Genomic DNA, 22458 nt, shown 5'->3' with positions numbered 1-22458 from the left:
CGCGCCGTGGCGGGGCGGAGACGGCATGGGCCGGAGCAAGGCTCCAGGGACGGACCCAAGCAAAACCGATGAGACATGCTCATCGGTCATCGGTACACAACAGGCGGGCGGGAGCCTCGCGGCGCCCCTGTCCCGCTTACGGATATGGATCCGGCTCGGGAGATGGCAACACGGCGCCGGGGCCGGCGGACCATGCGCGCACCCTGCTCCGACGATGGGGCGAGTGACCCCGATGATCGGCCGACCCTAGCCGATCGGCCGACCCAAGGCCACCGCTATCGGCGATTTTTTGCAGATGCGAGATGCGTGACACGCATGGCAGGGGCCGTCACGACCAGAAGACCCCATCGTGGGCCGACCGCCTAGCCTCAGGGTTGCGCAACCCGGGGACCGTCACGTGTCCGAGTCGCGTGGCACCGCCTGACGATAGGCATGCCAACTGGCATGACCGATCAGGGGCAGCGTCACGCACAACCCGACGAACAGGGTCACCAGCCCGGCCTGGGTGAAGACGACAATCAGACCGGCCCACAGCGCCATGGCCGCCGGGTTCTTGAGCACGGCGGCCACACTGGTGGCCAGCGCCTCGAACACGTCGGTCTGGCGGTCCAGCATCATCGGCACGGAGACCGCGGAAATGGCGAAGATGACGGCGGCGAAGGCGCCGCCGACGACGGTTCCGGTGATCAGGAAGATCACGCCGTCCACGGTCGCCGTCTGGTCCAGCAGGCCGCCCCACGTCATGTCCACATAGGGGAAGGAGATGGCGAAGAACAGCGCCGCCACCCGCAACCACATCAGCAGCACCACCGCCAGCGCCACGCCGAACCCGATCAGGGGCACCGGGTTGACGCGCCAGGCCAGGAGCGTGGTGCCGAGGGTGGGGCGCTCGCCCGCCTCCAGGCGGCGGCTGATGTCATGGAAGCCCAGCGCCAGCGCCGGCGCCACCAGCAGGAAGCCGGCGATCATCGGCGTGATCAGGTAGTCCCAGCCGACCAGCACCAGACCGGCGGTCAGGGCGAAGCCCGACAGGGTGAACAGCAGTCCGAGGCCCAGGCTGATCGGCCAGGCGGCCAGCAGGTCGCCCCAGCCGTCGCGCAGCCAGTCCCAGGGATCGCTCATGGTCAGCCGGGCCACCGGCGCCACCAGGGGGCGCGACGCCGGGGCGGCACCGGCGGGCGGCGGCGTGGGGTCGGACGGCGAGATCTGCGAGTCACTCATCGGACGGCTCCCGGATCCAAAAGATGCGCCGGTTCGGTGTCATCCGCGCGCGGCGGCGCCGACGGTCATTCCCAGTACGGTCATTCCCACTATGGAACAGGCCCAGTATGGAACAGGCGCGCGCCCGGGGGAAGGGCGGTCGAGGGCTCCCGCCATCATCGATCGCCCATCATCCCTCACGCGTCGCGCACCGGCAGCGGCCGGAAGCCGCCGGCGCCATGGTCGGGGGTCCAGTCGGTGACCGCCCAGGCGGTCAGCCCGGGGGCCGGGTCGTCCGCGCTTGCAAGGCCGACGATCACCCAGACCAGATCGGGCTCGGCGGCGGCGCGATGGTCTGTCTGGCTGGGCACGGGCGGACGCCCGGGGTGGGAGTGGGCATGCCCGATCAACCGCAGGGGGCCGCCCCGCAAGGCCCGCGTCAGGGCGAGGCGGGCCGCCGGATCCACCTCGAATCGATCGTGACGACGGTCGGACGCGGCGACGTTGGCGGCCGGATGGACGGCCTCGACAATCCACCAGCCCCCGGCGCCGGTCCGCCCGGACAACAGGGCACACCCCTCGGCCGGCCAGGCGGCGCGAAGGTGGTCAACCAACCCGGCCCGCGCGGCCGGCGGCAGCACCAGCCCGGCCGCCCGTTCGGCCGACTCGGGGCCGTCAGCGGCTGGCGGAGGGCTCATACGCGGATCGTTCCCCCAGGGAGATGACACCCAGACGCCGCCCCGCGATCAGGTCGACGACCACCACCCGGTCGGGTCGGCCACCGCCGGTAACGGTCATCAGCGCCCGACCCTGGCCGTCCATCACCACGGCGGCGACGCCGCTGCCGGTTGGCTCGTCCAGGGCGAGGGTCCCGAACGGGGTCGGCGCGGCCGCCATCGCGGGCCGGGCGCCGTCGCCTTCTGTCCGCCCCAATTGGCTGGATTGCTGGGACATGCCATACGCCAGAAGGCCGAGGCCGACCAGCAGCATCAGGGTCATGACAGTGACCAGCGTCTTGACGGCGGTCATGGGGTGATCCTCCTGACGGTGGCGGGTCGGCGTCCCGAACGCTCCAGACCCGCCCCGCGTGAAACCGGGTCCCGTGTACAGGTCCCGTGTACAGGTCCCGTGTATAAAGGGCTCTCGCGACCATGGGCAACGTGCCCGTCCCCTCTCTCCCCGACGATCCCGGGGCCGGTGCCGGTGCCGGTGCCGACACCGCCCCGGACCGGCCGGCCTTCGTCGCCATCGTGCCGCCGGAGGCCGCCGGCACGCGCCTCGACCGCTGGCTGGCCACCGCCCACGGCGACCAGTCGCGCTCGCGGCTGAAGGCGCTGATCGAAACCGGCGCGCTGACCCTGGACGGCCTGCCGACCCTCGACCCCAGCCGGAAGGTGCGTCCCGGGCAGCGCGCGGTGCTGATCGAACCCCCACCCGAGGACGCCACGCCCCGGGCGCAGGCGGTGCCGCTGTCCATCGCCTACGAGGACGCCCACGTCATCGTGGTGGACAAGCCCGCCGGCCTGGTCGTGCATCCGGCCCCGGGCTCCCCCGACCGCACCCTGGTGAACGCCCTGCTGGCCCATTGCGGCGACAGCCTGTCGGGCATCGGCGGCGTGCGCCGGCCGGGCATCGTCCACCGGCTGGACAAGGACACCAGCGGCCTCATGGTGGTGGCCAAGACCGACCGGGCGCACCGGGCCCTGGCCGCGCAGTTCGCCGACCGCACCCTGCACCGGGTCTATCAGGCCCTGGTCTGGGGCGTGCCCAGCCCGGCGCGGGGCGAGATCGACGCCCCCATCGGCCGCCATCCCACGGCCCGCACCCGCATGGCCGTGGTGCCGGCCGGCGCCCCCGGGGCCAAGCCGGCGCTGACCCGCTACGCCACGCGACGGGTCTGGGGCATGGCGGTGACCCTGGTCGAGTGCCGTCTGGCCACCGGGCGCACACACCAAATTCGGGTGCACATGGCCCACATGGGTCATCCCCTGGTCGGCGATGCCACGTATGGCCGCATCCCCCGACGGACGACATTGGAACCGGCGGTGGCGGCGCGCCTGACCGGCCTCGACCGTCAGGCGCTGCACGCCGTCGAAATCGGCTTCATCCATCCCGACAGCGGTGATCCGATGCGCCTGCGCTCGCGTATACCCGGGCAGGTGCAGGAGATTCTGGACGTTCTGGAGGCCCAACACGGCGGGCCGGACGCGGCGCCGCGATAGAGCGCGGCATGGGTCCGAGGCGCCGCTGGATGTTACAGACTTTTCATCCACATTCCCGACCAAATTGGTACTGTATCGTTGGACTCGGAACGGGACGACCGCTAGACTGGTTCCAACATCGGGGGTGCTGGCCGGATCGAGACCGCCCAACGGGGCGGCCGCCAGGCCCCGCCGCAGGCTCATCAAGCCGTCCGCCACGGGGTCCCGTCCGGCGCGGACGCCGAGGCGACAAGGAGAGCGAACCATGGCAAACGCGACTGGAAGCCCCATCGGCCTTGAACCGGAAGCCAACCTGTCGCGCTACCTTCAAGAGATTCGCAAGTTTCCCATGCTGGCCCCGGACGAGGAGTTCATGCTGGCCAAGCGCTACCAGGAGTCGGAGGACGCCGACGCCGCGCATCGCCTCGTGTCCAGCCACTTGCGGCTGGTGGCCAAGATCGCCATGGGATATCGCGGCTATGGCCTGCCCATGGGCGAGGTCATCTCCGAGGGCAACGTGGGCCTGATGCAGGCGGTGAAGCGCTTCGACCCGGATCGCGGTTTCCGCCTGGCCACCTATGCCATGTGGTGGATCCGCGCCTCGATCCAAGAGTACATCCTGCATTCCTGGTCGCTGGTGAAGATGGGCACCACGGCAGCCCAGAAGAAGCTGTTCTTCAATCTCCGCAAGATGAAGGGCCAGCTTCAGCTCATGGAAGATGGAGATCTGCGCCACGAGAGCGTGACCACCATCGCCACCAAGCTGGGCGTGCCGGAACAGGACGTCATCAACATGAACCGGCGCCTGTCCAGCCCCGACCACTCGCTGAACGCGCCCCTGCGCCACGACGGCGAGGGCGAGTGGCAGGACTGGCTGGTGGACGACAGCGAGGACCAGGAAAGCCTTCTGTCCAACCAGCAGGAGCTGGACCAGCGCCGCACCCTGCTGGCCGGCGCGCTGGAGACCCTGAACCAGCGCGAACGCCACATCCTCACCGAACGGCGCCTGAGCGAGGAGCCGATGACCCTGGAAGACCTGAGCCGGGAGTACGGTATCTCCCGCGAGCGGGTGCGCCAGATCGAGGTGCGGGCCTTCGAGAAGTTGCAGAAGTGGATGACCCGCGCCGTACCCACCGCGCGCGGTGATGACGCGTCGCTGATGGCGGCGCCGGCCTGACGGCCTGGACACGCGCCGACACTGGCGATGGTATAGCGAACCGGGAGGCGTCCCCTTGGGCGCCTCCTTCCTGTTTTGGTGTGAGGTCCCCTCGGGACGGTGGGCCGTGCGGACATCGCCGATCGCATGCGTCCCCCATGGACGGGGGCGCCCGGTAGGGGGCTCGGGTCACACCGTTTCCGCCCGCCAAGCCCCGAGACGCCCTCCTCGGAACGGCGCCCCCTCTTTGTGAGCGCCTTGGCCTCGGCGCATGGTGGCGTATAGTGAGGGGTCGGGCACGCGTAATCCGCGTCGTGCCGCCCCTCTTTTCCGCCAGCGTGATCGGCAGCCGCATGACCCTGGAAATCCATGTTTCCCCACCGGCGCCCGGGACCGAGGCCGGCCACCCACCGCTTGTGTTCGTGCACGGAGCCTTCGCGGGAGCCTGGTGCTGGCAGGAGTTCTTTACCCCCTTTTTCAGCCGGCAGGGCTATCCCACCGTGGCCTTCAGCCTGCGCGGCCACGGCGGCAGCGACGGCCGCGTGGGGCTGGACCTGGCCAGCCTGTCCGACTTCGTCGCCGACCTGCGTAGCGTGCTGGACACCCTGGACCGGCCGGCCGTGCTGATCGGGCACTCCATGGGCGGCATGGTGGTGCAGAAGTACCTGGAGGAGGGCGAGGCCGCCGGCCTGGTATTGATGGCCTCGGTCGGCCCCTGGGGGCTGATCGAGAGCAGTTGGCACATGATGGTCGCCAACCCGGGCCTGGCGGCCGGGATCGCCATGGCCCAGTCACTGGGCAAGACCTTCCTCAATCCGGCGGTGCTGTACCACGGCCTGTTCGCGACGCCGGTGCCGGCGCACCGCGCCGAAGCCTACTTCCAGCGCTTCCAGCCGGAGAGCCAGCGGGTGATCCTGGACATGTCTTGGCTGGACGTGCCGCGCCGCCCGCCGGCGTCTCCGGTACCGGCCCTGGTCATGGGGGCGGAGTTGGACACCTTCATCCCCGCGTCCATGGTGCGGCGCACGGCGCGCTGGCTGGACGCCGAGGAGATCATCGTGCCGGGCATGGCCCACGCCATGATGCTGGAGGAAACCTGGCGCGACGCCGCCGAGCCGATTCTGGACTGGTTGCGGGAGACGGGCCTGTAGACCGCCCCGCACCCGTCCCTTGCGACGCACGAGGAGGCGGGCGGCCGGACATCGCCGACCGCCCGACCCGGCGTGTTACCGCGCCGCCAGATCCCGCAGCACGTAGGGGAGGATGCCGCCGTGGCGGAAGTACTCCAGTTCGTCCAGGGTATCGATGCGGCAGGTGGTGGGCACTTCCACCGTGGCGCCGTCGGCGCGGGTGATGGTCACCGTCACGTCCTGGCGCGGCGTCAGGTCGGCGACGCCGGTGATGGTCACGGTCTCCGAGCCGTCCAGCCCCAGGGTCTTGCGCGTGGTGCCGTCCTTGAACTGAAGCGGCAGCACGCCCATGCCCACCAGGTTGGAGCGGTGGATGCGCTCGAAGCTTTCCACGATCACCGCCCGGATCCCCAGCAAGGTGGTGCCCTTGGCCGCCCAGTCGCGGGACGAGCCGGTGCCGTACTCCTGGCCGGCGATCACCACCAGGGGCACGCCCTCGCCCCGGTAGCGCTCGGCGGCGTCGTAGATGGGCAGGACATCGCCACTGGGCAGGTGCTTGGTGACACCGCCCTCGCTGCCCGGCACCATCTCGTTCTTGATGCGGATGTTGGCGAAGGTGCCCCGCACCATGACCTCGTGGTTGCCGCGCCGTGAGCCGTAGCTGTTGAAGTCCTTGACCGAGACGCCATGCTCCTGGAGGTAGTGGCCGGCGGGGCTGTCGGCCTTGATGGAGCCGGCCGGAGAGATGTGGTCGGTGGTCACGCTGTCGCCCAGAATCGCCAGCGGCCGGGCGCCGACGATGTCGGTCAGGGGCGTGGGCGTGGCGGTCATGTCCTCGAAGTAGGGCGGGTTGCGGACGTAGGTGGAGTCCGGCGCCCACGCGTAGGTCTCGCCCTCGGCCACGGCGATGGAGCGCCACTGCGCCGGCCCCTCGAACACGTTGCCGTAGCGGTCGGTGAACATCTCGGGGCGCACGTTGGCGGCCACGGCGTCGGCCACCTCGCGGGCGCTGGGCCAGATGTCCTTCAGGTAGACCGGGGCGCCGCCGGCGTCCTCGCCCAGCGGGTCGGCGGCCAGATCCTTGGTCATGCTGCCGGCCAGGGCGTAGGCCACCACCAGCGGCGGCGAGGCCAGGTAGTTGGCGCGCACATGCGGGCTGATGCGGCCCTCGAAGTTGCGATTGCCGGACAGCACGGCGCCGACCACCAGGCCGTTGGCGTCGATGGCCTCGGCGATGGGGGGATCCAGCGGCCCGGAGTTGCCGATGCAGGTGGTGCAGCCGTAGCCGGCCACCGTGAAGCCGAGCGCGTCCAGGGGCTCTTGCAGACCGGCCTTGGCCAGGTAGTCGGTGACCACCTGGGACCCTGGCGCCAGCGAGGTCTTGACCCAGGGCTTGCGGGTCAGGCCCTTGGCGACGGCCTTGCGGGCCAGCAGGCCGGCGGCCATCAGCACCGACGGGTTGGAGGTGTTGGTGCACGACGTGATGGCGGCGATCACCACGTCGCCGTCGGACAGGGTGTGGTCGGCCCCGGCCACCGGCGCGGCGCGCGGCGCCTCCACCTGGGCCATCTCCTTCAGCGCCCCGGCGAAGGCCCCGGCGGCGCCGGACAGGGCCACGCGGTCCTGGGGCCGGCGCGGTCCGGCCAGCGACGGCTCGACATCGCCCAGGTCCAGCGCCAGGGTGTCGGTGAACAGCGGGTCGGGATCACCGTCGGCGCGCCACAGGCCCTGCGCCTTGGCGTAGGCTTCGACCAGCGCCACCTGGTGGGCGTCGCGGCCGGTGTCGCGCAGGTAGCGCAGCGTCTCGCCGTCGATGGGGAACAGGCCGCAGGTGGCGCCGTACTCGGGCGCCATGTTGGCGATGGTGGCGCGGTCGGCCAGCGGCATGCTCGACAGGCCGGGGCCGAAGAACTCCACGAACTTGCCGACCACGCCCTTGGCGCGCAGCATCTGGGTGACGGTCAGCACCAGGTCGGTGGCCGTGGTGCCTTCCTTCAGGGCACCCGTGAGGCGCATGCCCACCACCTCGGGGATCAACATGGACACCGGCTGGCCGAGCATGGCGGCCTCGGCCTCGATGCCGCCGACGCCCCAGCCCAGCACCGCCAGGCCGTTCACCATGGTGGTGTGGCTGTCGGTGCCGACCACGGTGTCGGGATAGGCCACCTGGCGACCGTCCTGGTCCTCGCTGCTCCAGACGGTGCGCGCCAGGTACTCCAGGTTCACCTGATGGCAGATGCCCACCCCGGGCGGTACGGCGCGGAAGTTGTCGAAGGCGGTCTGGCCCCAGCGCAGGAAGGCATAGCGCTCGCCGTTGCGCTCGAACTCCTTGTCCATGTTGCGGGTGAGCGCGTCGGCGCTGGCATAGTGGTCGATCATCACCGAATGGTCGATCACCAGGTCAACCGGGGACAGGGGGTTGATTCGGCTGGCGTCGCCACCCAGCGCCACCATGGCCTGGCGCATGGCCGCCAGATCGACCACCGCCGGCACGCCGGTGAAGTCCTGCATCAGCACGCGCGCCGGCCGATAGGCGATTTCCCGAGTCGAGCGCCGGGTTTCCATCCAGGCCACCACGGCCTTGACGTCGTCCACGGTGACGGTGCGCCCGTCCTCATGGCGCAGCAGGTTTTCCATCAGCACCTTGAGGGACACGGGCAGGCGCGACACGTCGCCCAGACCGGCCTCGACCAACGAGAAGTAGTCGTAGGCGCGCCCATCCACGGTGAGGGTACGGCGGGCCTTCAGGGTATCGTGACCGGTGGCTCCCACGGGCAATCTCCCATCGCTGGTGTTCTGTGTGCAGGGATCATGGACGGGGCCGGGCGCGGCCTCACCACCAGCCCCCAAGGCATGCGTCGCCGTCGTTAACCCATTCCCGGAAGCGTGTCCAGCCAAGGCCCGTCCGCGCCGCGATCAATGGGCGATCGGCGCCACCTGGAGACCCTTTTTTCGAGAGTTGACGTTGCGTCCTCAATACCCTTAGCGGCCCGCCACCAAAGTCTGGAGGGTCAAGAAATTCAAACATTTGTCGTTCTTGACCGCAGCCGCCAAAGCAGGGTAACAACGAATGCAAAGGGGCCGATTCAGGCACAGACCTACCGGCAACGGACAGGCCCCGGTCCAGGGAGGAGTACTGTGGTATGACCGAGGATCAGCCCATCCTCGAGGTGCGGGATGTTTCCCTGCAGTTCGGGGGCGTGCGCGCACTGTCGGACGTTTCGTTCTCGGTGGGTCGAGGCGCGTTGTTCGCCATCATCGGCCCGAACGGCGCCGGCAAGACATCCATGATGAACTGCATTTCCGGCCGCTATACGCCGACCAAGGGGCGTGTGGTCTTCAAGGGCCGGGATGTCACCGACCTGAAGCCCAACCAGCGCGCGGAACGCGGCATCGGCCGCACGTTCCAGAACTTGGCCCTGTTCGGCCACATGAGCGTGCTCGACAACATCATGGTCGGCCGCCACCACCTTCTGAAGAACAATTTCCTGACCGGCGCGCTCTACTGGATCGGCGGTGCCCAGAAGGAGGAACTGGCCCATCGCCGGACGGTCGAGGACATCATCGACTTCCTGGAAATCACCCATATCCGCAAGGCCATGGCCGGGACGCTGTCCTACGGCCTGCGCAAGCGCGTGGAACTGGCGCGCGCCGTGGCCCTGAAACCCGACCTGATCCTCCTGGACGAGCCCATGGCGGGCATGAACCTGGAGGAAAAGGAGGACATGGCCCGCTTCATCATCGACCTGAACGAGGAGTGGGGCATGTCGGTGATCATGATCGAACATGACATGGGCGTGGTGATGGACATCTCGCATCGGGTGGCCGTGCTCGACTTCGGCCAGAAGATCGCCGAGGGCCTGCCCGACGAGATCATGAGCAACCCGCGTGTCAAGACCGCCTACCTGGGCGAGGATGACGACGACGCCCCAGGCACCGGCGGCCGGGAGGTGGCATGATGGCCCGCAAGCGCAACCAGAGTTTCACGCCCGACTTCGCCGACGTCGGTCGCTTCGACACGTTCCCCAAGCTGCTGGCGCATAACGCCGCCACCTTCCCCGACGCGGTCATCATGCGGGAGAAGGAATTCGGCATCTGGAACGAATTCACCTTCGCCGACTACCAGCGCAAGGTGCGCCTCTATGCCCTGGGCTTCCGGGCGCTGGGCATCGCGCGCGGCGTCTGCATCGGCCTGCTGGGCGCCAACCGGCCGGAATGGGTCTGGGGCGAGGTGGCCGCCCATGCCATCGGCGCCACCTCGCTCGGCATCTACCAGGATGCCCTGGGCGAGGAGGCCGCCTACCTGATCACCACCGCCGACGTTCACGCCATCCTCTGCGAGGACGAGGAGCAGGTGGACAAGCTGCTGGAACTGGGCGACCAGATCCCGTCGGTGCGGGTCATCGTCTACAGCGATCCGCGCGGCATGCGCAAATACGACGACCCGCGCCTGCTGTCCGAGGAGGAGCTGTGCGCCCGGGGCGCCGCCCTGGACGCGGAGCAGCCGGACCTTTACGAGGCCGAGGTCGCGATGGGCCGGGGCGAGGACGTGTCCATCCTCTGCACCACCTCCGGCACCACCAGCAAGCCCAAGCTGGCCATGTTGCAGTCGGGCCCGTTCCTGGCCCACTGCCTGGACTACCTGGAGGCCGACCCCAAGTGCCCGGGGGACGACTACGTCTCGGTGCTGCCGCTGCCCTGGATTATGGAGCAGGTCTATGTGGTCGGTCAGCAGTTGATCGCCCGCAACATCATCAACTTCGTCGAGGACGAAGCGACCACCATGGCCGACCTGCGCGAGATCGGCCCCACCTTCGTGTTGCTGGCGCCCCGGGTGTGGGAGAGCATCGCCGCCGAGATCCGCGCCCGCATGATGGACAGCACCCGCCTCAAGCGCCTGATGTACGCCTGGGGCAGCAGGATCGGCATGAAGGCGCTGGAGTCCGGTCGCCGGTCCTGGCTGGCGGACGCGCTGTTGTTCCGGGCGCTGCGCGACCGCTACGGGTTCTCGTTCCTGACCTCGGCGACCACCGGCGGCGCCGCCATGGGCCCCGAGACCTTCAAGTTCTTCCACGCCATGGGCGTGCCCTTGAAGCAGCTCTACGGCCAGACCGAACTGGCCGGCGCCTACACCATTCACCGGCCCGACGACATCGACGCCGAGACCGTGGGTGTGCCGTTCGACAAGGCGGCGGTGCGCATCCACGAGCCCGACGCCGAGGGCGTGGGCGAGATCGTCGGCCGCAGCCTGGGGATGTTCCTGGGCTACTTCCAAAATCAGGAGGCCACGGACGCCGACAAGCGCGACGGCTGGATGTACACGGGCGACGCCGGATACATCAACCGGACCAACGGTCACCTGGTGGTCATCGACCGCGTCAAGGACCTGGCGAACACGTCTCGCGGCGTGCGCTTCTCGCCGCAGTACATCGAGAACAAGCTGAAGTTCTCGCCCTTCGTGGCCGAGGCGGTGATCCTGGGCCGGGATCTGCCCTATCTGGCGTCGATGATCTGCATCCGCTGGTCGATCGTCTCCAAGTGGGCGGAGCAGAAGGGCATCGGCTTCACCAACTACACCAACCTGTCGGCCCAGCCCGAGGTCTACACCCTGTTGCGCGACGAGGTGCGCAAGGTCAACGAGACCCTGCCGGAGGCTCAGCGGATCCGCAAGTTCCTGTTGCTGTACAAGGAACTGGACCCCGACGACGGCGAACTGACCCGCACCCGCAAGGTGCGCCGGAGCGTCATCGCGGAGAAGTACGACCGCGAGATCGAGGCCATCTACGCCGACCGGGACCATGTGGACGTGGACACCACCATCACCTTCCAGGACGGCACCAAGGCACGCATCCAGACCCAGTTGCGGGTCGAGACGCTGCTGTCGCCGGACAACGGACCACCGGCCCGGCAGGCGGCGGAGTGATGCCGACCTCAAGCCGCCGTCGTCCGGCGGCGGCGATGCCGTCCAGTACGGCGCTCAACGACCCCCATGCCCCGGATCGCCGGTCCGGCCCCGGGGACGCGGGCGCGCCATGACGGACGTCAGACAAGACAGAAGCCAGATGTAACGCACCCCGGTCCATGAAAAAAGAAGGCCGGGCGCGACGGGGAGAATCGGAATGGATCTGTTCATACAGTTGCTGATCAACGGGATCATCGTCGGTACGCTGTATGGCGTCGTCGCGATGTGTTTCGTGCTGATCTACAAATCGACCCAGGTGGTCAACTTCGCACAGGGTGAGTTTCTTCTGATTGGTGCCTGGATCTGCTGGACCATCCTGGTGCAGTTCCAGATCCCCTTCGTGTTCGGCTTCCTCATCACGCTGGCGTTCATGGCGGCACTCGGCATGTTCATTCAAATGGTCGTGCTGCGGCCGATGATCGGGGAGCCGATCATCTCGGTCATCATGGTGACCATCGGCCTGTCGATCTTCACGCGCGCCCTGTCCAACTGGCTGTTCGGCCAGTCAACAGTCGGGTTCCCCGACGTCTTCGGCGTCAACGCCATCAGTATCGGCGGCTTGCAAGTGCAGCCGGCCTATTTGATGAGCTTCGTGATCTCCCTCGTCATCATGGCCGGGTTCTTCTACTTCTTCAAATACAGCCGCCACGGCCTGGCCATGCGCGCCACCGCCTTCAATCAGCAGGTCGCGCAATCGCTGGGAATCTCGGTCAAGCAGGTGTTCGCCATGGCCTGGGCCATCTCGGCCATGGTCTCGGCGCTGGCCGGCGTGGTGGTGGGCATGGTCAACGGCGTGTCCTCGGCGCTGTCCTTCATCGGCATCAAGGTGTTCCCGGCGGTCATCCTGGGCGGCCTGGACTCCATCATCGGCGCCGTGGTCGGCGGCCTGATCGTCGGCGTGCTGGAGAACATGGCCGAGTACGTGGACGGCCAGTTCCTGCACTGGGGCAACATGCTGACCATCGCGCCGTTCTGGGTGCTCATCATCATCCTGGTGGTGAAGCCCTACGGCCTGTTCGGCACCAAGGACATCGAGCGCGTCTAGCCGCGGCCCGCGCGCCGGCCGGAGATCCGGTCGGCGCCGACGCCCGCGCGACGCAAAAAAAGAAGCGCGCCGACGGAGAGGAAACACGACCATGGCCACCGCGAGCCTGCGCCCCTGTGGCGACTTCCGAACCACCTATCGCCAGGACACGGCGATCTTCGACACCCGCAACAGCCGCTGGGCCATGATCCTGTTCCTGGCGCTGATCTACGTCATGGTGCTGGTGCCCATCCTGGCCCCCGCCGTGGAGGACGCGCCGGTCCTGGGCACGCTCTTCGCGCCCTTCGTCAACGCCCAGTATCTCAGTCTGGCCATCCAGGTGTGCTACTGGGGCATCGCCGCCCTGGGGCTGAACATCCTGGTGGGCTTCACCGGGCAGATCTCGCTGGGCCACGCCGCCTTCTTCGGCATCGGCGCGTTCGCCTCCGCCTACCTGAACAACACCTACGGAATCCCGGTGATCGTGACGATCCCGCTGGCCGGCCTGGTGGCCGCCGCCGTGGGCCTGCTGTTCGGCAGTCCGGCGGCGCGCATCAAGGGCCTGTATCTGGCGATCGCCACCCTGGCCGCCCAGTTCATCATCGAGGACCTGTTCATCCGCATGGACTGGTTCACCGGCGGCTCCTACGGCTCGCTGGCCAACTCGGTGGAGTTGTTCGGTTTCGCCTTCGACACCGACCAGAAGTTCTTCCTGTTCGCCCTGACGCTCACCATCCTCCTTTACATCATGGCGGCCAACCTGATGCGCTCGCGCGACGGCCGCGCCTTCGTGGCCGTGCGCGACCACTACCTCTCGGCCGAGGTGATGGGCATCAACCTCACCAAGTACCGCATTCTGTCGTTCGGCATCTCGTCCTTCTATGCCGGCATCGGCGGGGCGCTCTACGGCCACTACCTGGGCTTCGTCTCCGCCGAGGGCTTCACCATCCTGCTGTCGATCCAGTTCCTGGGGATCATCATCATCGGCGGCCTGGGATCGGTGATGGGCGCCATGCTGGGCACCATCTTCATGGTGCTGCTGCCCGTGGTGATGGACGGCAGCGTCGGCCTGCTCGCCTCCACGGAGTGGGGCAACACGCCAATGATCACCAATGGCCTGGCGTTCTTCAAGGAAATGGCCATCGGCGCGGCCATCATCCTGTTCCTGATCTTCGAACCGGACGGACTGGCGCATCGGTGGCGCCTGATCAAGGCTTACTGGAAGCTCTATCCGTTCTCCTATTAGAGCATGGTGCGTGACTCTGGACTCACAGACCATGCTCTAAGACTCTGATATTTAAGCAAATCGTCGTCGCGACCCGGTTCGGATCGCTCGGGATTTGCTCTAGGCGCCGCGCGCCCAACACCAAGACCCCCTGAGAGGGGCACGAAAAAAGAACAATCAGGATCGGGCCCCGGATCCCCGGGACCCGCGACCGGACCACGGAGGAACCCCACCATGCACAAGACCCTGACCCTTGCCGGCGCCGCCGGCCTGGCCGTCGTGGCCGCCGCCGCGCCCGCCCAGGCCGAGGACTCGGTGTTCGTCGGCCACCTGATGGACATCACCGGCGCCACCGGCTTCGTGGGCAAGGAATACGGCCCGGCCATCCGCGACGCCATCGCCTACATCAACGCCAACGGGGGCGTCGACGGCACCACCATCGACATGGACAGCGTCGACTACGCCTACGAGGTCCCGCGCGCCATCCAGTTCTACAAGAAGTGGCTCCAACAGGACATGGTGGCCCTGCAGGGCTGGGGCACCGGCGACACCGAGGCCCTCATCAGCTTCGTCGCCAAGGACGAGATCCCGGTCTGGTCGGCCTCCTACTCCGGCCACCTGACCGACCCCAGCGGCAAGAACCCGAACACCCGCAAGCCGGCCCCGTACAACTTCTTCTACGGCCCCTCCTACTCCGACGGCTGCCGCGCCCTGGCGCAGTGGGCCATGGACGACTGGACCGCCAACGGCGGCGAGGGCATGCCCAAGTTCGTGCACACCGGCGACAACCACCCCTACCCCAACGCGCCCAAGGACGCCTGCGCGGCCTACGCCGCCGAACTGGGGTTCGAGGTGCTGAACCCGGTGGTGGTCTCCCTGAAGCCGGGTGACTTCAAGGCGCAGTGCCTGACCATCCAGGAGAACGGCGCGGACTACGCCTACATCGGCAACCTGGGTCCGTCGGTGGTCTCGCTGTTCAAGTCCTGCGACACGGTCGGCACCGACGTGCAGTTCATGGCCAACATCTGGGGCGGCGACCAGAAGACCATGGAGGCCATCGGCACCACCGACCGCAACATGGTGTTCGTGGCCGCCAACGCCTTCTGGGGGGATGACGCGCCGGGCATGGAGACCGTCCGCGCCATCTCCGAGATGGCCGATCCCAGCGTGGACTTCCGCACCCACCACTACATCCGTGGCGTCTGCACCGCCTTCTACATGAAGGAAGCCATGGAATGGGCCAAGGCCAACGGCGGCATCACCGGCCCGAACATCAAGCAGGGCATGTACGCCCAGGCCGACTGGGTGCCCGAGGGCCTGGAGGGCGTGTGCATTCCCTCGACCTGGACCGCCGAGGACCATCGCGGCACCATGACGGTCAACGTCTATCGCGGCACCAACGTGGACGGCACCGTCGGCATCGAGCGTGTCGGCCAGACCACGCTGCCCCGTCGCGAAGACTGGCTGGGCTGGTAAGGCACATCCGACCACCCCACCGGCCGCCCCGCGGTCCCGGATCATTCGGGAGCGTGGTGGCGGCGGGTGCGGCGGTCCCCCGGATCCGGTCCGCCCAGTCGCCACGGCGTGGAGACGCATCGCATGATCCTCTATCCCATCGAATTCCGGTTCCCCTGGATGAACGCGCTGGCACCACGGGGAGAATGGCTTTTGGGCGCGTCGCTCAGGTCCCGGAACACGGTCCTGGACATGGCCCTCTACAACGTGGGCGACCTGACGGACGCGGAGATCGAGACCCTGACCCGGGCCACCAACCGGGAAGGCCGGGTGCTGATCGTCTATCCGTCCGGCTGGAAGAGCGAGGACGGGATCGTGCTGCTGGACGATCATGCCGCCGTCCGCGACCGCCCGGGTCCGCTGCTCGAACACTTCTGCATCGCCGGCGTCGGCAGTTCGGACCTGGGCGCCGCCGCCCTGGCCCGCGACGTCGCCAACGCGGTGCGCGCGCCGGTGGGCGCCATCGTCGCCGGCTACGGCATGATGGACGTGGTCACCGAGGGGCTGGGCGGCTGGACCTACCTCAGGGCCCGGAACCGACTGCTGGACCTGGTCGACGACGACCTGGACGACCGCGCGAAACGTCGGGACGACGCCCCGGACACGGCCGACGAGGCGTCCGGCGGTCCCCACGCCGACGGGGACGCCGGCGATGACACCGGCGATGACACCGGCGACACCTCCCTTGTCGACACGGCCTGGGCCACGCCGGACGTCGAGACCCTGCGGCGCTTCTTCCTGGACGCGGACCGCGACATCAAGATGGTGGTCGGCCACAGCAAGGGGTGCCTGAGCATCGCCGACGCCATGGTCCGCCTCGCCCGGGACCCGGACCCGGCGGTGCACGACAGGATCGGCCGGGTCCGCATCATCACCACCGGCGCCGTGGTGCGCTTTCCGTCGGTATGCGCCAACGTGACGCAGTACCTGGGCGAACTGGATATCCTGGGGGCCTGCAACTCGCGCGGCAACCTGCCCCGGGTGCTGGTGCCCAACGCCAATCACCATCTGAACACCTGGGTGCCCTACCACCTGAGCATGGCCCAGGTGCTCCGGCACGCCGAGACCGGCGGCACCCATTGGGTCGCCGAAACGCCCTGAGCCCCCGCGCTTCTCCAGACCTCACGAGGACTCTCCCATGGCTTCTGCCGCGTCCCGGACCGCTCCGGACCCGACCGCATCCGACGCCCCGCCGCGCCCGGCGAACGCCGAGCCGATCCTGACGGTCAACAACATCGAGGTCGTCTACGACGACGTGATCCTGGTGCTGCGCGGCGTCAGCCTGGAGGTGCCGCAAGGCGAGATCGTCACCCTGCTGGGCCCCAACGGCGCCGGCAAGACCACCACGCTGAAGGCCATCTCCGGCCTGCTGCGCACCGAGAACGGCGCGGTCACCCGGGGCGAGGTGCGCTTCATGGGCGAGAACATCGCCAACATGGCCCCCGAGCAGATCGTCCGCAAAGGCATCTTCCAGGTGATGGAAGGCCGGCGCATCGTCGAGGACATGACGGTCATCGAGAACCTGCGCCTGGGCGCCTACACCCGCAAGGACAGCGCCGGCGCCGTCAAGCGCGACCTGGAGATGGTGCTGGACTACTTCCCGCGCCTGCGCGAGCGCACCGGCCTGGCCGGCTACCTGTCGGGGGGCGAACAGCAGATGCTGGCCATCGGCCGCGCCATGATGGCCCGGCCCAAGCTGATCCTGCTGGACGAGCCGTCCATGGGCCTGGCGCCGCTGCTGGTGAAGGAGGTGTTCAACATCATCCGCAAGCTCAACGCGGAACTGGGCATGACCACCCTGCTGGTGGAGCAGAACGCCAAGATGGCCCTGGGCGCGGCCTCGTTCGGCTACATCATGGAATCGGGCAAGATCGTCATGGACGGCCCGCAACAGGACCTGCTGGACAACGAGGACGTGAAGGAGTTCTATCTCGGCGGTGGCGGCGAACACCGGAAGTCCTTCAAGAACCTGAAGTCCTACAAGCGGCGCAAGCGCTGGATCTGATCCGGGGATCCCTCCGGCCCCGGCGGCCGCGCCGACGCCGCCCTCCCCGACCGGCAGCCCGCGGAAGAGTACCCCCATGGACCCCATCGACCATTACGACGACCTGGAAATCCGCTCTCCCGATCAACGCCTGGACGAGCAGTTCGCCGCCCTGCCCGGCCTGATCTCGCTGGCCAAAAGCAGCACCGCCCACTTCGGCCGCCTGCTGGAGGGCGTGGACCCGGACAGCGTCATCGACCCGGCCGCCCTGGCGCGCCTGCCGGTGACCCGCAAGTCCGACCTGATCCGCCTCCAGAAGGAAGCGCCACCCTTCGGCGGCCTGGTCACCGACTGGGGCGGCATCGGCCGCATCCTGCAATCGCCCGGCCCCATCAACGATCCCGAGGGCGCCCGCACCGGGTTCTGGCGCCTGGGGCGCGCCCTGTATGCCGCCGGCTTCCGGCGCGGCGACATGGTGCAGAACTGCTTTTCCTATCACTTCACCCCGGGCGGCTGGATCTTCGATGACGCCTGCCGGGCGCTGGGCTGCCCGGTGTTCCCGGCCGGGGTCGGCAACACCGAACAGCAGGTGCAGGCGCTGGCCGGGCTGTCGGTGGTCGGTTACGTCGGCACGCCGTCGTTCCTGCGCATCATCCTGGACAAGGCGCGCGACATGGGCGTCGCCCTGCCGGGGCTGAAGAAGGGACTGGTGTCCGGCGAGGCCTACCTGCCACCGCAGCGCGCCGCCTTCCGCGACGCGGGGATCGACGTGCACCAGTGCTACGCCAGCGCCGACCTGGGCCTGATCGCCTACGAGAGCCCGGGGCCGGACGGCGCGGTGGAGGGCATGATCCTGGACGAGGCCGTGATCGTCGAGATCGTGCGCCCCGGTACCGGCGATCCCGTGCCCGAGGGCGAGGTCGGCGAGGTGGTGGTCACCGCCTTCACGCCCGAGTACCCGCTGATCCGCTTCGCCACCGGCGACCTGTCGGCGGTGCTGCCGGGCCGCAGCCCCTGCGGGCGCACCAACACGCGCATCAAGGGCTGGATGGGCCGCGCCGACCAGACCACCAAGGTCAAGGGCATGTTCGTCCATCCCGAGCAGGTGGCCGAGGTGCTGAAGCGCTTCCCCACCATCGACAAGGGGCGGCTGGTGGTGGCCCATGACGACGCCAGCGCCGACGTCATGACGCTGCGCTGCGTGGCGCCCGGTGGCGACGAGGCCCTGGCCGCGCGCATCGGCGAGGCCCTTCAGGCGGTCACCAAGCTGCGCGGCCACGTCACCTTCGTCACCGAGGGCGACCTGCCCAACGACGGCAAGGTGATCGAGGACACGCGCCGTTACGGGTGAGTCCGCCGGACGTCCGGCATGATCCGGCATGATCCGGCGCGCCGACAGGGAGAATGAAGTCCCGCGGCCGTGAAGAACGACCGGCCGCGGGTCTCACTCCGCCGCCCGGGCCAGCGCCAGCCGCACCCCGAGACCGATGAACACCGCCCCCAGCGCCCGGTCGATCCAGTGCGCCGCGCCCCCATAGGCCCGGCGCACCGCCGGCTGGCCGATCAGCAGCGCCAGAAGCCCGAACACCAGCAGGCTCTCGACCATCAGGGTCAGCCCGTACAGGCCCTTCTCCAGGGTCGAGGTGGCCGGATCGATGATCTGCGTGAACAGCGCCAGCATGTACAGCGCCGCCTTCGGATTGAGCACGTTGGTCAGGAACCCGGAGACGATGCCGCCCCGCCAGCGCCGGTCCGGCCCCGACGCCCCGGCGGCGGCGTCGGCCGAGGGGTCGCGGGGCCGGGCGCGGATCGCCTGGAGGCCCATCCAGATCAGGTAGGCCGCCCCCAGCAGCTTGACCACCGAGAACAGCACCACCGACTGGGCGATCAGCAGCGACAGCCCGGCCAGGGTGTAGAGCACATGCACCGACAGACCGAGGGCGATGCCCACCGCCGTCAGCAGCCCGGCACGCACGCCATGGATCAGGGCATTGCGCAACGTGATGACGAAGTCCGGCCCGGGGCTCAGCACGGCGATCAGATTGATCCCGGCCACCATGGCGAAGGCCGCCCAGTCGATGCTTGCGTCCACGGGTCTCCTCCCACGGTCCGGCGGCGCGATGCCTCGGATGCCCCCGGGCCGCGCCTACAGGGTCCCCACCTGGCGGAAACCGGATCCGGCCACGGCCGAGGCATCGGAGTCCTCGGACACATCCACCCGGGTGACGCGGGCGGCGGGCGGTCCCTGGTGACAGGCGGTCAGCATCCGCGCCACCGCGACCGCCGGCCCGTGAAACAGGGCCTCGACGCTGCCGTCGGCGCGGTTGCGGACCCAGCCGTCCAACCCCAAGGCGATGGCCGTCTCCACCGTCCAGCCACGATACCACACCCCCTGGACACGGCCGCCGATGCGCACCAGCACGGTTCGGGTTTCAGCCTGCGCCATGGGGGTCCTTTCCTGTTCCTCGGCGGCGCGCCGCCCTCCCCCGCGCCCGGTCGACCAGGACAGGACGGGACGCGCGGCGCTGGACTTCACATCCGCAACGCCATACATCCCTAGGCATCGGCATGCAAAGCCTTTCGGGACGGGGGTCCGCGCCCCCGCCCCCGCCGGTCCGGTCCCGCATCCAGCCCGCGTCCAGGAGGTTCCGTCCACCATGACCCGATCGCCCGCTTCTCAGCCCGCGCCGCCCCCGCCGACGGACGCGACCGGCGACGGTGTTCCGGGCGGCGCCATCCCGGGTGGCGCCGGCACGCAGTCCCCCAACCAGTGGCTCAAACTGGCGCTGGAGATGGGACCGCTGCTGGTGTTCTTCCTCTGCAACTCCTGGTTCGGGCTGATCCCCGGCACGGCGGTCTTCATCGTCGCCACGGCGGTGTCGCTTCTGGCCTCGCGGGTGCTGCTGCGACGCATTCCGGTGATGCCCCTGGTGGGGGGCGTCTTCGTCATCGTGTTCGGCGGCCTGACGGTGCTTCTGGACGACGACCTGTTCATCAAGATCAAGCCGACCATCGTCAACCTGCTGTTCGCGAGCCTTCTGGTCGTCGGCCAACTGTCGGGCCGGCATTTCCTGAAGCTGGTGTTCGACGGCGCCCTTCACCTGAAGGATCGCGGCTGGCGTATCCTCACCTGGCGCTGGGTGGCCTTCTTCGTGTTTCTCGCGCTGGTCAACGAGGTCGTCTGGCGGACCTTCTCGTCCGATACCTGGGTGACCTTCAAGGTTTTCGGCAACCTGCCGCTGACCATCGCCTTCAGCATGGCGCAGATTCCCCTGCTGCTGCGCTATCGGATGGAGGACCCGGCGGAGACCGCGTCCACGCCGGCCCGTGCCCGCTAGGGCAGCGATGCGTTCAAGCGATTCCCCCTTGAACGCATCGCTGCACAGAACATTGTTTTTAGAGCACTGATCCAGACAACAACAATGCAGACCGCAACTTTTATCTGGATCAGTGCTCTAGGGGGGCGCGCCTCCCCTTCACGCTGCGGAGCGCCTGTGAGATGGTGACGCGTGACGCGCGCGATCGGCGCGACGCCACACGGCATCGGGACGGGGACGCGGGGGTCCGCCTCCCGGCCTCTCCCGGTCCCCTCGCGCTGCCCCACCCGCGAAGGTAACGGGCCATGCCTTCGACCAGAGACCCGCGCTCCCCCGACACGCCGGCCCTGCCCCTGGGTGACGAGACCGAGGCGCCCGCGCCGGCGGACGGGATCCGGGCCACGGGAGACAAACCCCACTACCTGGGCCACCGCCAGCGGCTGCGGGACCGCTTCCTGGCGGACCCGGACGCCCTGCCCGACTACGAACTGCTGGAGCTGCTGCTGTTCCTGGCCCAGCCCCGGGGCGACGTGAAACCGCTGGCCAAGCGGTTGCTGGCCCGCTTCGGCAGCTTCGCCGAGGTGGTCACCGCCGATCCCGTGCGCCTGCGCGAGGTCAAAGGCACCGGCGACGCCGCCGTGGCGGCCCTGAAAACGGCCGAGGCGGCGGCCACCCGCCTGCTGCGCTCGCAGTTGCGCGAGCAGCCGGTGCTGTCGTCCTGGGACCGGTTGCTGGACTACTGCCGGGCCGCCATGGCCTTCCGCGAGACCGAGCAGGTCCGCATCCTGTTCCTGGACACCAAGAACCGGCTGATCGCCGACGAACTGCAACAAAAGGGCACCGTCAACCACACCCCCGTGTATCCGCGCGAGGTGGTGCGCCGGGCCCTAGAACTCCATGCGACAGCCTTGATACTGGTACACAATCATCCCTCTGGCGACCCGACCCCCAGTAAGGCCGACATCCAGATGACCTTGCAGATCCGCAACGCCGCGCACGCGGTGGGTGTGTCCGTGCACGATCATGTGATTGTTGGACGTGGCGGCCATGTCTCGTTCAAGGCCCAGGGGTTGTTGTAATTCTTGTCCAGCGATTCTACGGTTCCGCGCTACGCAACGTTGACATTTTGCTTGAATTCTCAAGCGGAATGAGAGGAAAATTCGAAAAAAGGGTCGTTCTGTTTCATCATCGTCGGATCCTTACCGCCAAGGACAACGCAGCGGGGCAACCGTGTTTGACGCCTATTCGGCCATCGTCCAACTCATTGAGCGCCTGCATCGGCACTTCCTGGACGTCTTGCGGGCGGAGTTGCGCCGGGTCGGGCGCGAGGACATCAACGCCGTCCAGGCCCTGCTCTTGTATAACATCGGCCGTGATGATGTGGTCATTCGGGACCTGCGCGACCGGGGCTACTATCACGGATCCAACGTCTCGTATAATATCAAGAAGCTGGGTGAACTCGGGTACCTGATCCAGGAGCGTAGCGCCCACGATCGGCGCGCCACCCGACTGCGCCTGACCGAGAACGGCCACACGGTCTGCGCCGTGGTCGGCGATCTCCAGCAGGCCCTGGTCTCCGGTCTTCAGCGCCATAAGGTCAGCGACCAGGATCTGCGAGAGGCCAGCGCCACCCTGGAGTACCTGGAACGCACCTGGACCGACTACATCCGCTATGGCCGCGAGTAGCGGGAGTCCCCCGCCCCAGCCAGCGCCTCGCCCGGTTCCCGGGTCATGAATCATACCC

20 protein-coding genes are annotated in these 22458 nt (G+C 68.3%); 14 read left to right on the top strand and 6 right to left on the bottom strand.

The annotated features are described in order from the left end of the window. Window positions 1-393: 393 nt before the first annotated feature. The 3 genes from GGD89_RS09445 to GGD89_RS09435 all read right to left on the bottom strand — a co-directional run bounded on the left by GGD89_RS09445 (window position 394) and on the right by GGD89_RS09435 (window position 2229). Window positions 394-1221 carry a DUF2189 domain-containing protein gene (locus GGD89_RS09445; RefSeq protein ID WP_184044491.1) on the bottom strand — a complete coding sequence of 276 codons (828 nt, stop codon included), beginning with the start codon at window positions 1219-1221 and terminating at the stop codon, window positions 394-396. A 176-nt stretch (window positions 1222-1397) separates the two neighbouring features. Beyond that, entirely contained in the window at window positions 1398-1898 is a 501-nt protein-coding gene (locus GGD89_RS09440; protein WP_184044489.1) for a M67 family metallopeptidase, read from the bottom strand. Next, a complete protein-coding gene (locus GGD89_RS09435) occupies window positions 1876-2229 on the bottom strand; it encodes a hypothetical protein (protein WP_184044487.1) in 354 nt (117 codons plus the stop codon). The genes GGD89_RS09440 and GGD89_RS09435 overlap by 23 nt, the downstream gene beginning before the upstream one ends. A 122-nt stretch (window positions 2230-2351) precedes the next feature. Here GGD89_RS09435 and GGD89_RS09430 point away from each other — a divergent pair, with 122 nt between their 5' ends. The 3 genes from GGD89_RS09430 to GGD89_RS09420 all read left to right on the top strand — a co-directional run bounded on the left by GGD89_RS09430 (window position 2352) and on the right by GGD89_RS09420 (window position 5708). Beyond that, window positions 2352-3422 (top strand): RluA family pseudouridine synthase, encoded by a 1071-nt coding sequence (locus tag GGD89_RS09430; protein WP_184044485.1) that lies wholly within the window; start codon window positions 2352-2354, stop codon window positions 3420-3422. Between the two features lie 244 nt (window positions 3423-3666). After that, window positions 3667-4578 (top strand): RNA polymerase sigma factor RpoH, encoded by a 912-nt coding sequence (rpoH, locus tag GGD89_RS09425; RefSeq protein ID WP_184044483.1) that lies wholly within the window; start codon window positions 3667-3669, stop codon window positions 4576-4578. A 332-nt stretch (window positions 4579-4910) separates the two neighbouring features. Beyond that, window positions 4911-5708, top strand: coding sequence for an alpha/beta hydrolase (locus tag GGD89_RS09420; RefSeq protein ID WP_184044481.1), 798 nt, complete (start codon window positions 4911-4913; stop codon window positions 5706-5708). Between the two features lie 75 nt (window positions 5709-5783). On the opposite strand, the gene acnA is transcribed toward GGD89_RS09420, so the two are convergent. Continuing rightward, window positions 5784-8459 (bottom strand): aconitate hydratase AcnA, encoded by a 2676-nt coding sequence (gene acnA, locus GGD89_RS09415; protein WP_184044479.1) that lies wholly within the window; start codon window positions 8457-8459, stop codon window positions 5784-5786. Between the two features lie 371 nt (window positions 8460-8830). Between acnA and GGD89_RS09410 the strand changes: the two genes are divergently transcribed. The 8 genes from GGD89_RS09410 to GGD89_RS09375 all read left to right on the top strand — a co-directional run bounded on the left by GGD89_RS09410 (window position 8831) and on the right by GGD89_RS09375 (window position 18748). Further along, on the top strand, window positions 8831-9646 hold the full coding sequence (locus GGD89_RS09410; protein WP_184044477.1) for an ABC transporter ATP-binding protein: 816 nt from the start codon (window positions 8831-8833) through the stop codon (window positions 9644-9646). Then, window positions 9646-11610, top strand: a complete 1965-nt coding sequence (locus GGD89_RS09405; RefSeq protein WP_184044631.1) for a long-chain fatty acid--CoA ligase — start codon at window positions 9646-9648, stop codon at window positions 11608-11610. The genes GGD89_RS09410 and GGD89_RS09405 overlap by 1 nt, the downstream gene beginning before the upstream one ends. Before the next feature lie 196 nt (window positions 11611-11806). Beyond that, window positions 11807-12694 carry a branched-chain amino acid ABC transporter permease gene (locus tag GGD89_RS09400; protein ID WP_221238392.1) on the top strand — a complete coding sequence of 296 codons (888 nt, stop codon included), beginning with the start codon at window positions 11807-11809 and terminating at the stop codon, window positions 12692-12694. Between the two features lie 91 nt (window positions 12695-12785). Further along, the gene (locus GGD89_RS09395; RefSeq protein ID WP_184044475.1) at window positions 12786-13919 is read left to right on the top strand and encodes a branched-chain amino acid ABC transporter permease; all 1134 of its coding nucleotides are present in this window, start codon (window positions 12786-12788) and stop codon (window positions 13917-13919) included. A 213-nt stretch (window positions 13920-14132) separates the two neighbouring features. After that, window positions 14133-15374 (top strand): ABC transporter substrate-binding protein, encoded by a 1242-nt coding sequence (locus tag GGD89_RS09390; protein WP_184044473.1) that lies wholly within the window; start codon window positions 14133-14135, stop codon window positions 15372-15374. Between the two features lie 123 nt (window positions 15375-15497). Continuing rightward, a complete protein-coding gene (locus tag GGD89_RS09385; RefSeq protein WP_184044471.1) occupies window positions 15498-16514 on the top strand; it encodes a hypothetical protein in 1017 nt (338 codons plus the stop codon). A 115-nt stretch (window positions 16515-16629) separates the two neighbouring features. Next, window positions 16630-17418, top strand: a complete 789-nt coding sequence (locus GGD89_RS09380) for an ABC transporter ATP-binding protein (protein WP_343058577.1) — start codon at window positions 16630-16632, stop codon at window positions 17416-17418. Between the two features lie 76 nt (window positions 17419-17494). Further along, entirely contained in the window at window positions 17495-18748 is a 1254-nt protein-coding gene (locus GGD89_RS09375; protein WP_184044467.1) for a phenylacetate--CoA ligase family protein, read from the top strand. Window positions 18749-18841: 93 nt separating this feature from the next. Here the strand turns inward: GGD89_RS09375 and GGD89_RS09370 are convergent, their stop codons facing one another. Next, complete coding sequence (locus GGD89_RS09370) at window positions 18842-19489, bottom strand: LysE family transporter (RefSeq protein WP_221238391.1); 648 nt, start codon at window positions 19487-19489, stop codon at window positions 18842-18844. 54 nt (window positions 19490-19543) lie between these two features. Next, complete coding sequence (locus tag GGD89_RS09365) at window positions 19544-19843, bottom strand: acylphosphatase (RefSeq protein ID WP_184044465.1); 300 nt, start codon at window positions 19841-19843, stop codon at window positions 19544-19546. 211 nt (window positions 19844-20054) lie between these two features. On the opposite strand from GGD89_RS09365, the gene GGD89_RS09360 reads away from it, so the two are divergent. From GGD89_RS09360 to GGD89_RS09350, 3 genes are all read left to right on the top strand, one after another. Continuing rightward, window positions 20055-20735 carry a septation protein A gene (locus tag GGD89_RS09360; protein WP_184044463.1) on the top strand — a complete coding sequence of 227 codons (681 nt, stop codon included), beginning with the start codon at window positions 20055-20057 and terminating at the stop codon, window positions 20733-20735. Window positions 20736-21019: 284 nt separating this feature from the next. Further along, complete coding sequence (gene radC, locus GGD89_RS09355) at window positions 21020-21793, top strand: RadC family protein (protein WP_184044461.1); 774 nt, start codon at window positions 21020-21022, stop codon at window positions 21791-21793. A gap of 151 nt (window positions 21794-21944) precedes the next feature. Beyond that, complete coding sequence (locus GGD89_RS09350; RefSeq protein ID WP_343058576.1) at window positions 21945-22400, top strand: winged helix DNA-binding protein; 456 nt, start codon at window positions 21945-21947, stop codon at window positions 22398-22400. The last annotated feature ends 58 nt before the right edge of the window (window positions 22401-22458 follow it).

The sequence above is a fragment of the Roseospira visakhapatnamensis genome (assembly GCF_014197915.1).
Taxonomy (GTDB): Bacteria; Pseudomonadota; Alphaproteobacteria; order Rhodospirillales; family Rhodospirillaceae; genus Rhodospira; species Rhodospira visakhapatnamensis.
Note: the sequence above shows the minus strand (reverse complement) of the source record. Positions and strands in the feature narration are given on the sequence as shown.

Excerpts from the sequence above, each read along its gene's own strand:
- GGD89_RS09445 (WP_184044491.1), bottom strand. The coding sequence starts at position 1,221 with ATGAGTGACTCGCAGATCTCGCCGTCCGACCCCACGCCGCCGCCCGCC.
- GGD89_RS09440 (WP_184044489.1), bottom strand. The coding sequence starts at position 1,898 with ATGAGCCCTCCGCCAGCCGCTGACGGCCCCGAGTCGGCCGAACGGGCG.
- GGD89_RS09435 (WP_184044487.1), bottom strand. The coding sequence starts at position 2,229 with ATGACCGCCGTCAAGACGCTGGTCACTGTCATGACCCTGATGCTGCTG.
- GGD89_RS09430 (WP_184044485.1), top strand. The coding sequence starts at position 2,352 with ATGGGCAACGTGCCCGTCCCCTCTCTCCCCGACGATCCCGGGGCCGGT.
- rpoH (WP_184044483.1), top strand. The coding sequence starts at position 3,667 with ATGGCAAACGCGACTGGAAGCCCCATCGGCCTTGAACCGGAAGCCAAC.
- GGD89_RS09420 (WP_184044481.1), top strand. The coding sequence starts at position 4,911 with ATGACCCTGGAAATCCATGTTTCCCCACCGGCGCCCGGGACCGAGGCC.
- GGD89_RS09410 (WP_184044477.1), top strand. The coding sequence starts at position 8,831 with ATGACCGAGGATCAGCCCATCCTCGAGGTGCGGGATGTTTCCCTGCAG.
- GGD89_RS09405 (WP_184044631.1), top strand. The coding sequence starts at position 9,646 with ATGGCCCGCAAGCGCAACCAGAGTTTCACGCCCGACTTCGCCGACGTC.
- GGD89_RS09400 (WP_221238392.1), top strand. The coding sequence starts at position 11,807 with ATGGATCTGTTCATACAGTTGCTGATCAACGGGATCATCGTCGGTACG.
- GGD89_RS09395 (WP_184044475.1), top strand. The coding sequence starts at position 12,786 with ATGGCCACCGCGAGCCTGCGCCCCTGTGGCGACTTCCGAACCACCTAT.
- GGD89_RS09390 (WP_184044473.1), top strand. The coding sequence starts at position 14,133 with ATGCACAAGACCCTGACCCTTGCCGGCGCCGCCGGCCTGGCCGTCGTG.
- GGD89_RS09385 (WP_184044471.1), top strand. The coding sequence starts at position 15,498 with ATGATCCTCTATCCCATCGAATTCCGGTTCCCCTGGATGAACGCGCTG.
- GGD89_RS09375 (WP_184044467.1), top strand. The coding sequence starts at position 17,495 with ATGGACCCCATCGACCATTACGACGACCTGGAAATCCGCTCTCCCGAT.
- GGD89_RS09365 (WP_184044465.1), bottom strand. The coding sequence starts at position 19,843 with ATGGCGCAGGCTGAAACCCGAACCGTGCTGGTGCGCATCGGCGGCCGT.
- GGD89_RS09360 (WP_184044463.1), top strand. The coding sequence starts at position 20,055 with ATGACCCGATCGCCCGCTTCTCAGCCCGCGCCGCCCCCGCCGACGGAC.
- radC (WP_184044461.1), top strand. The coding sequence starts at position 21,020 with ATGCCTTCGACCAGAGACCCGCGCTCCCCCGACACGCCGGCCCTGCCC.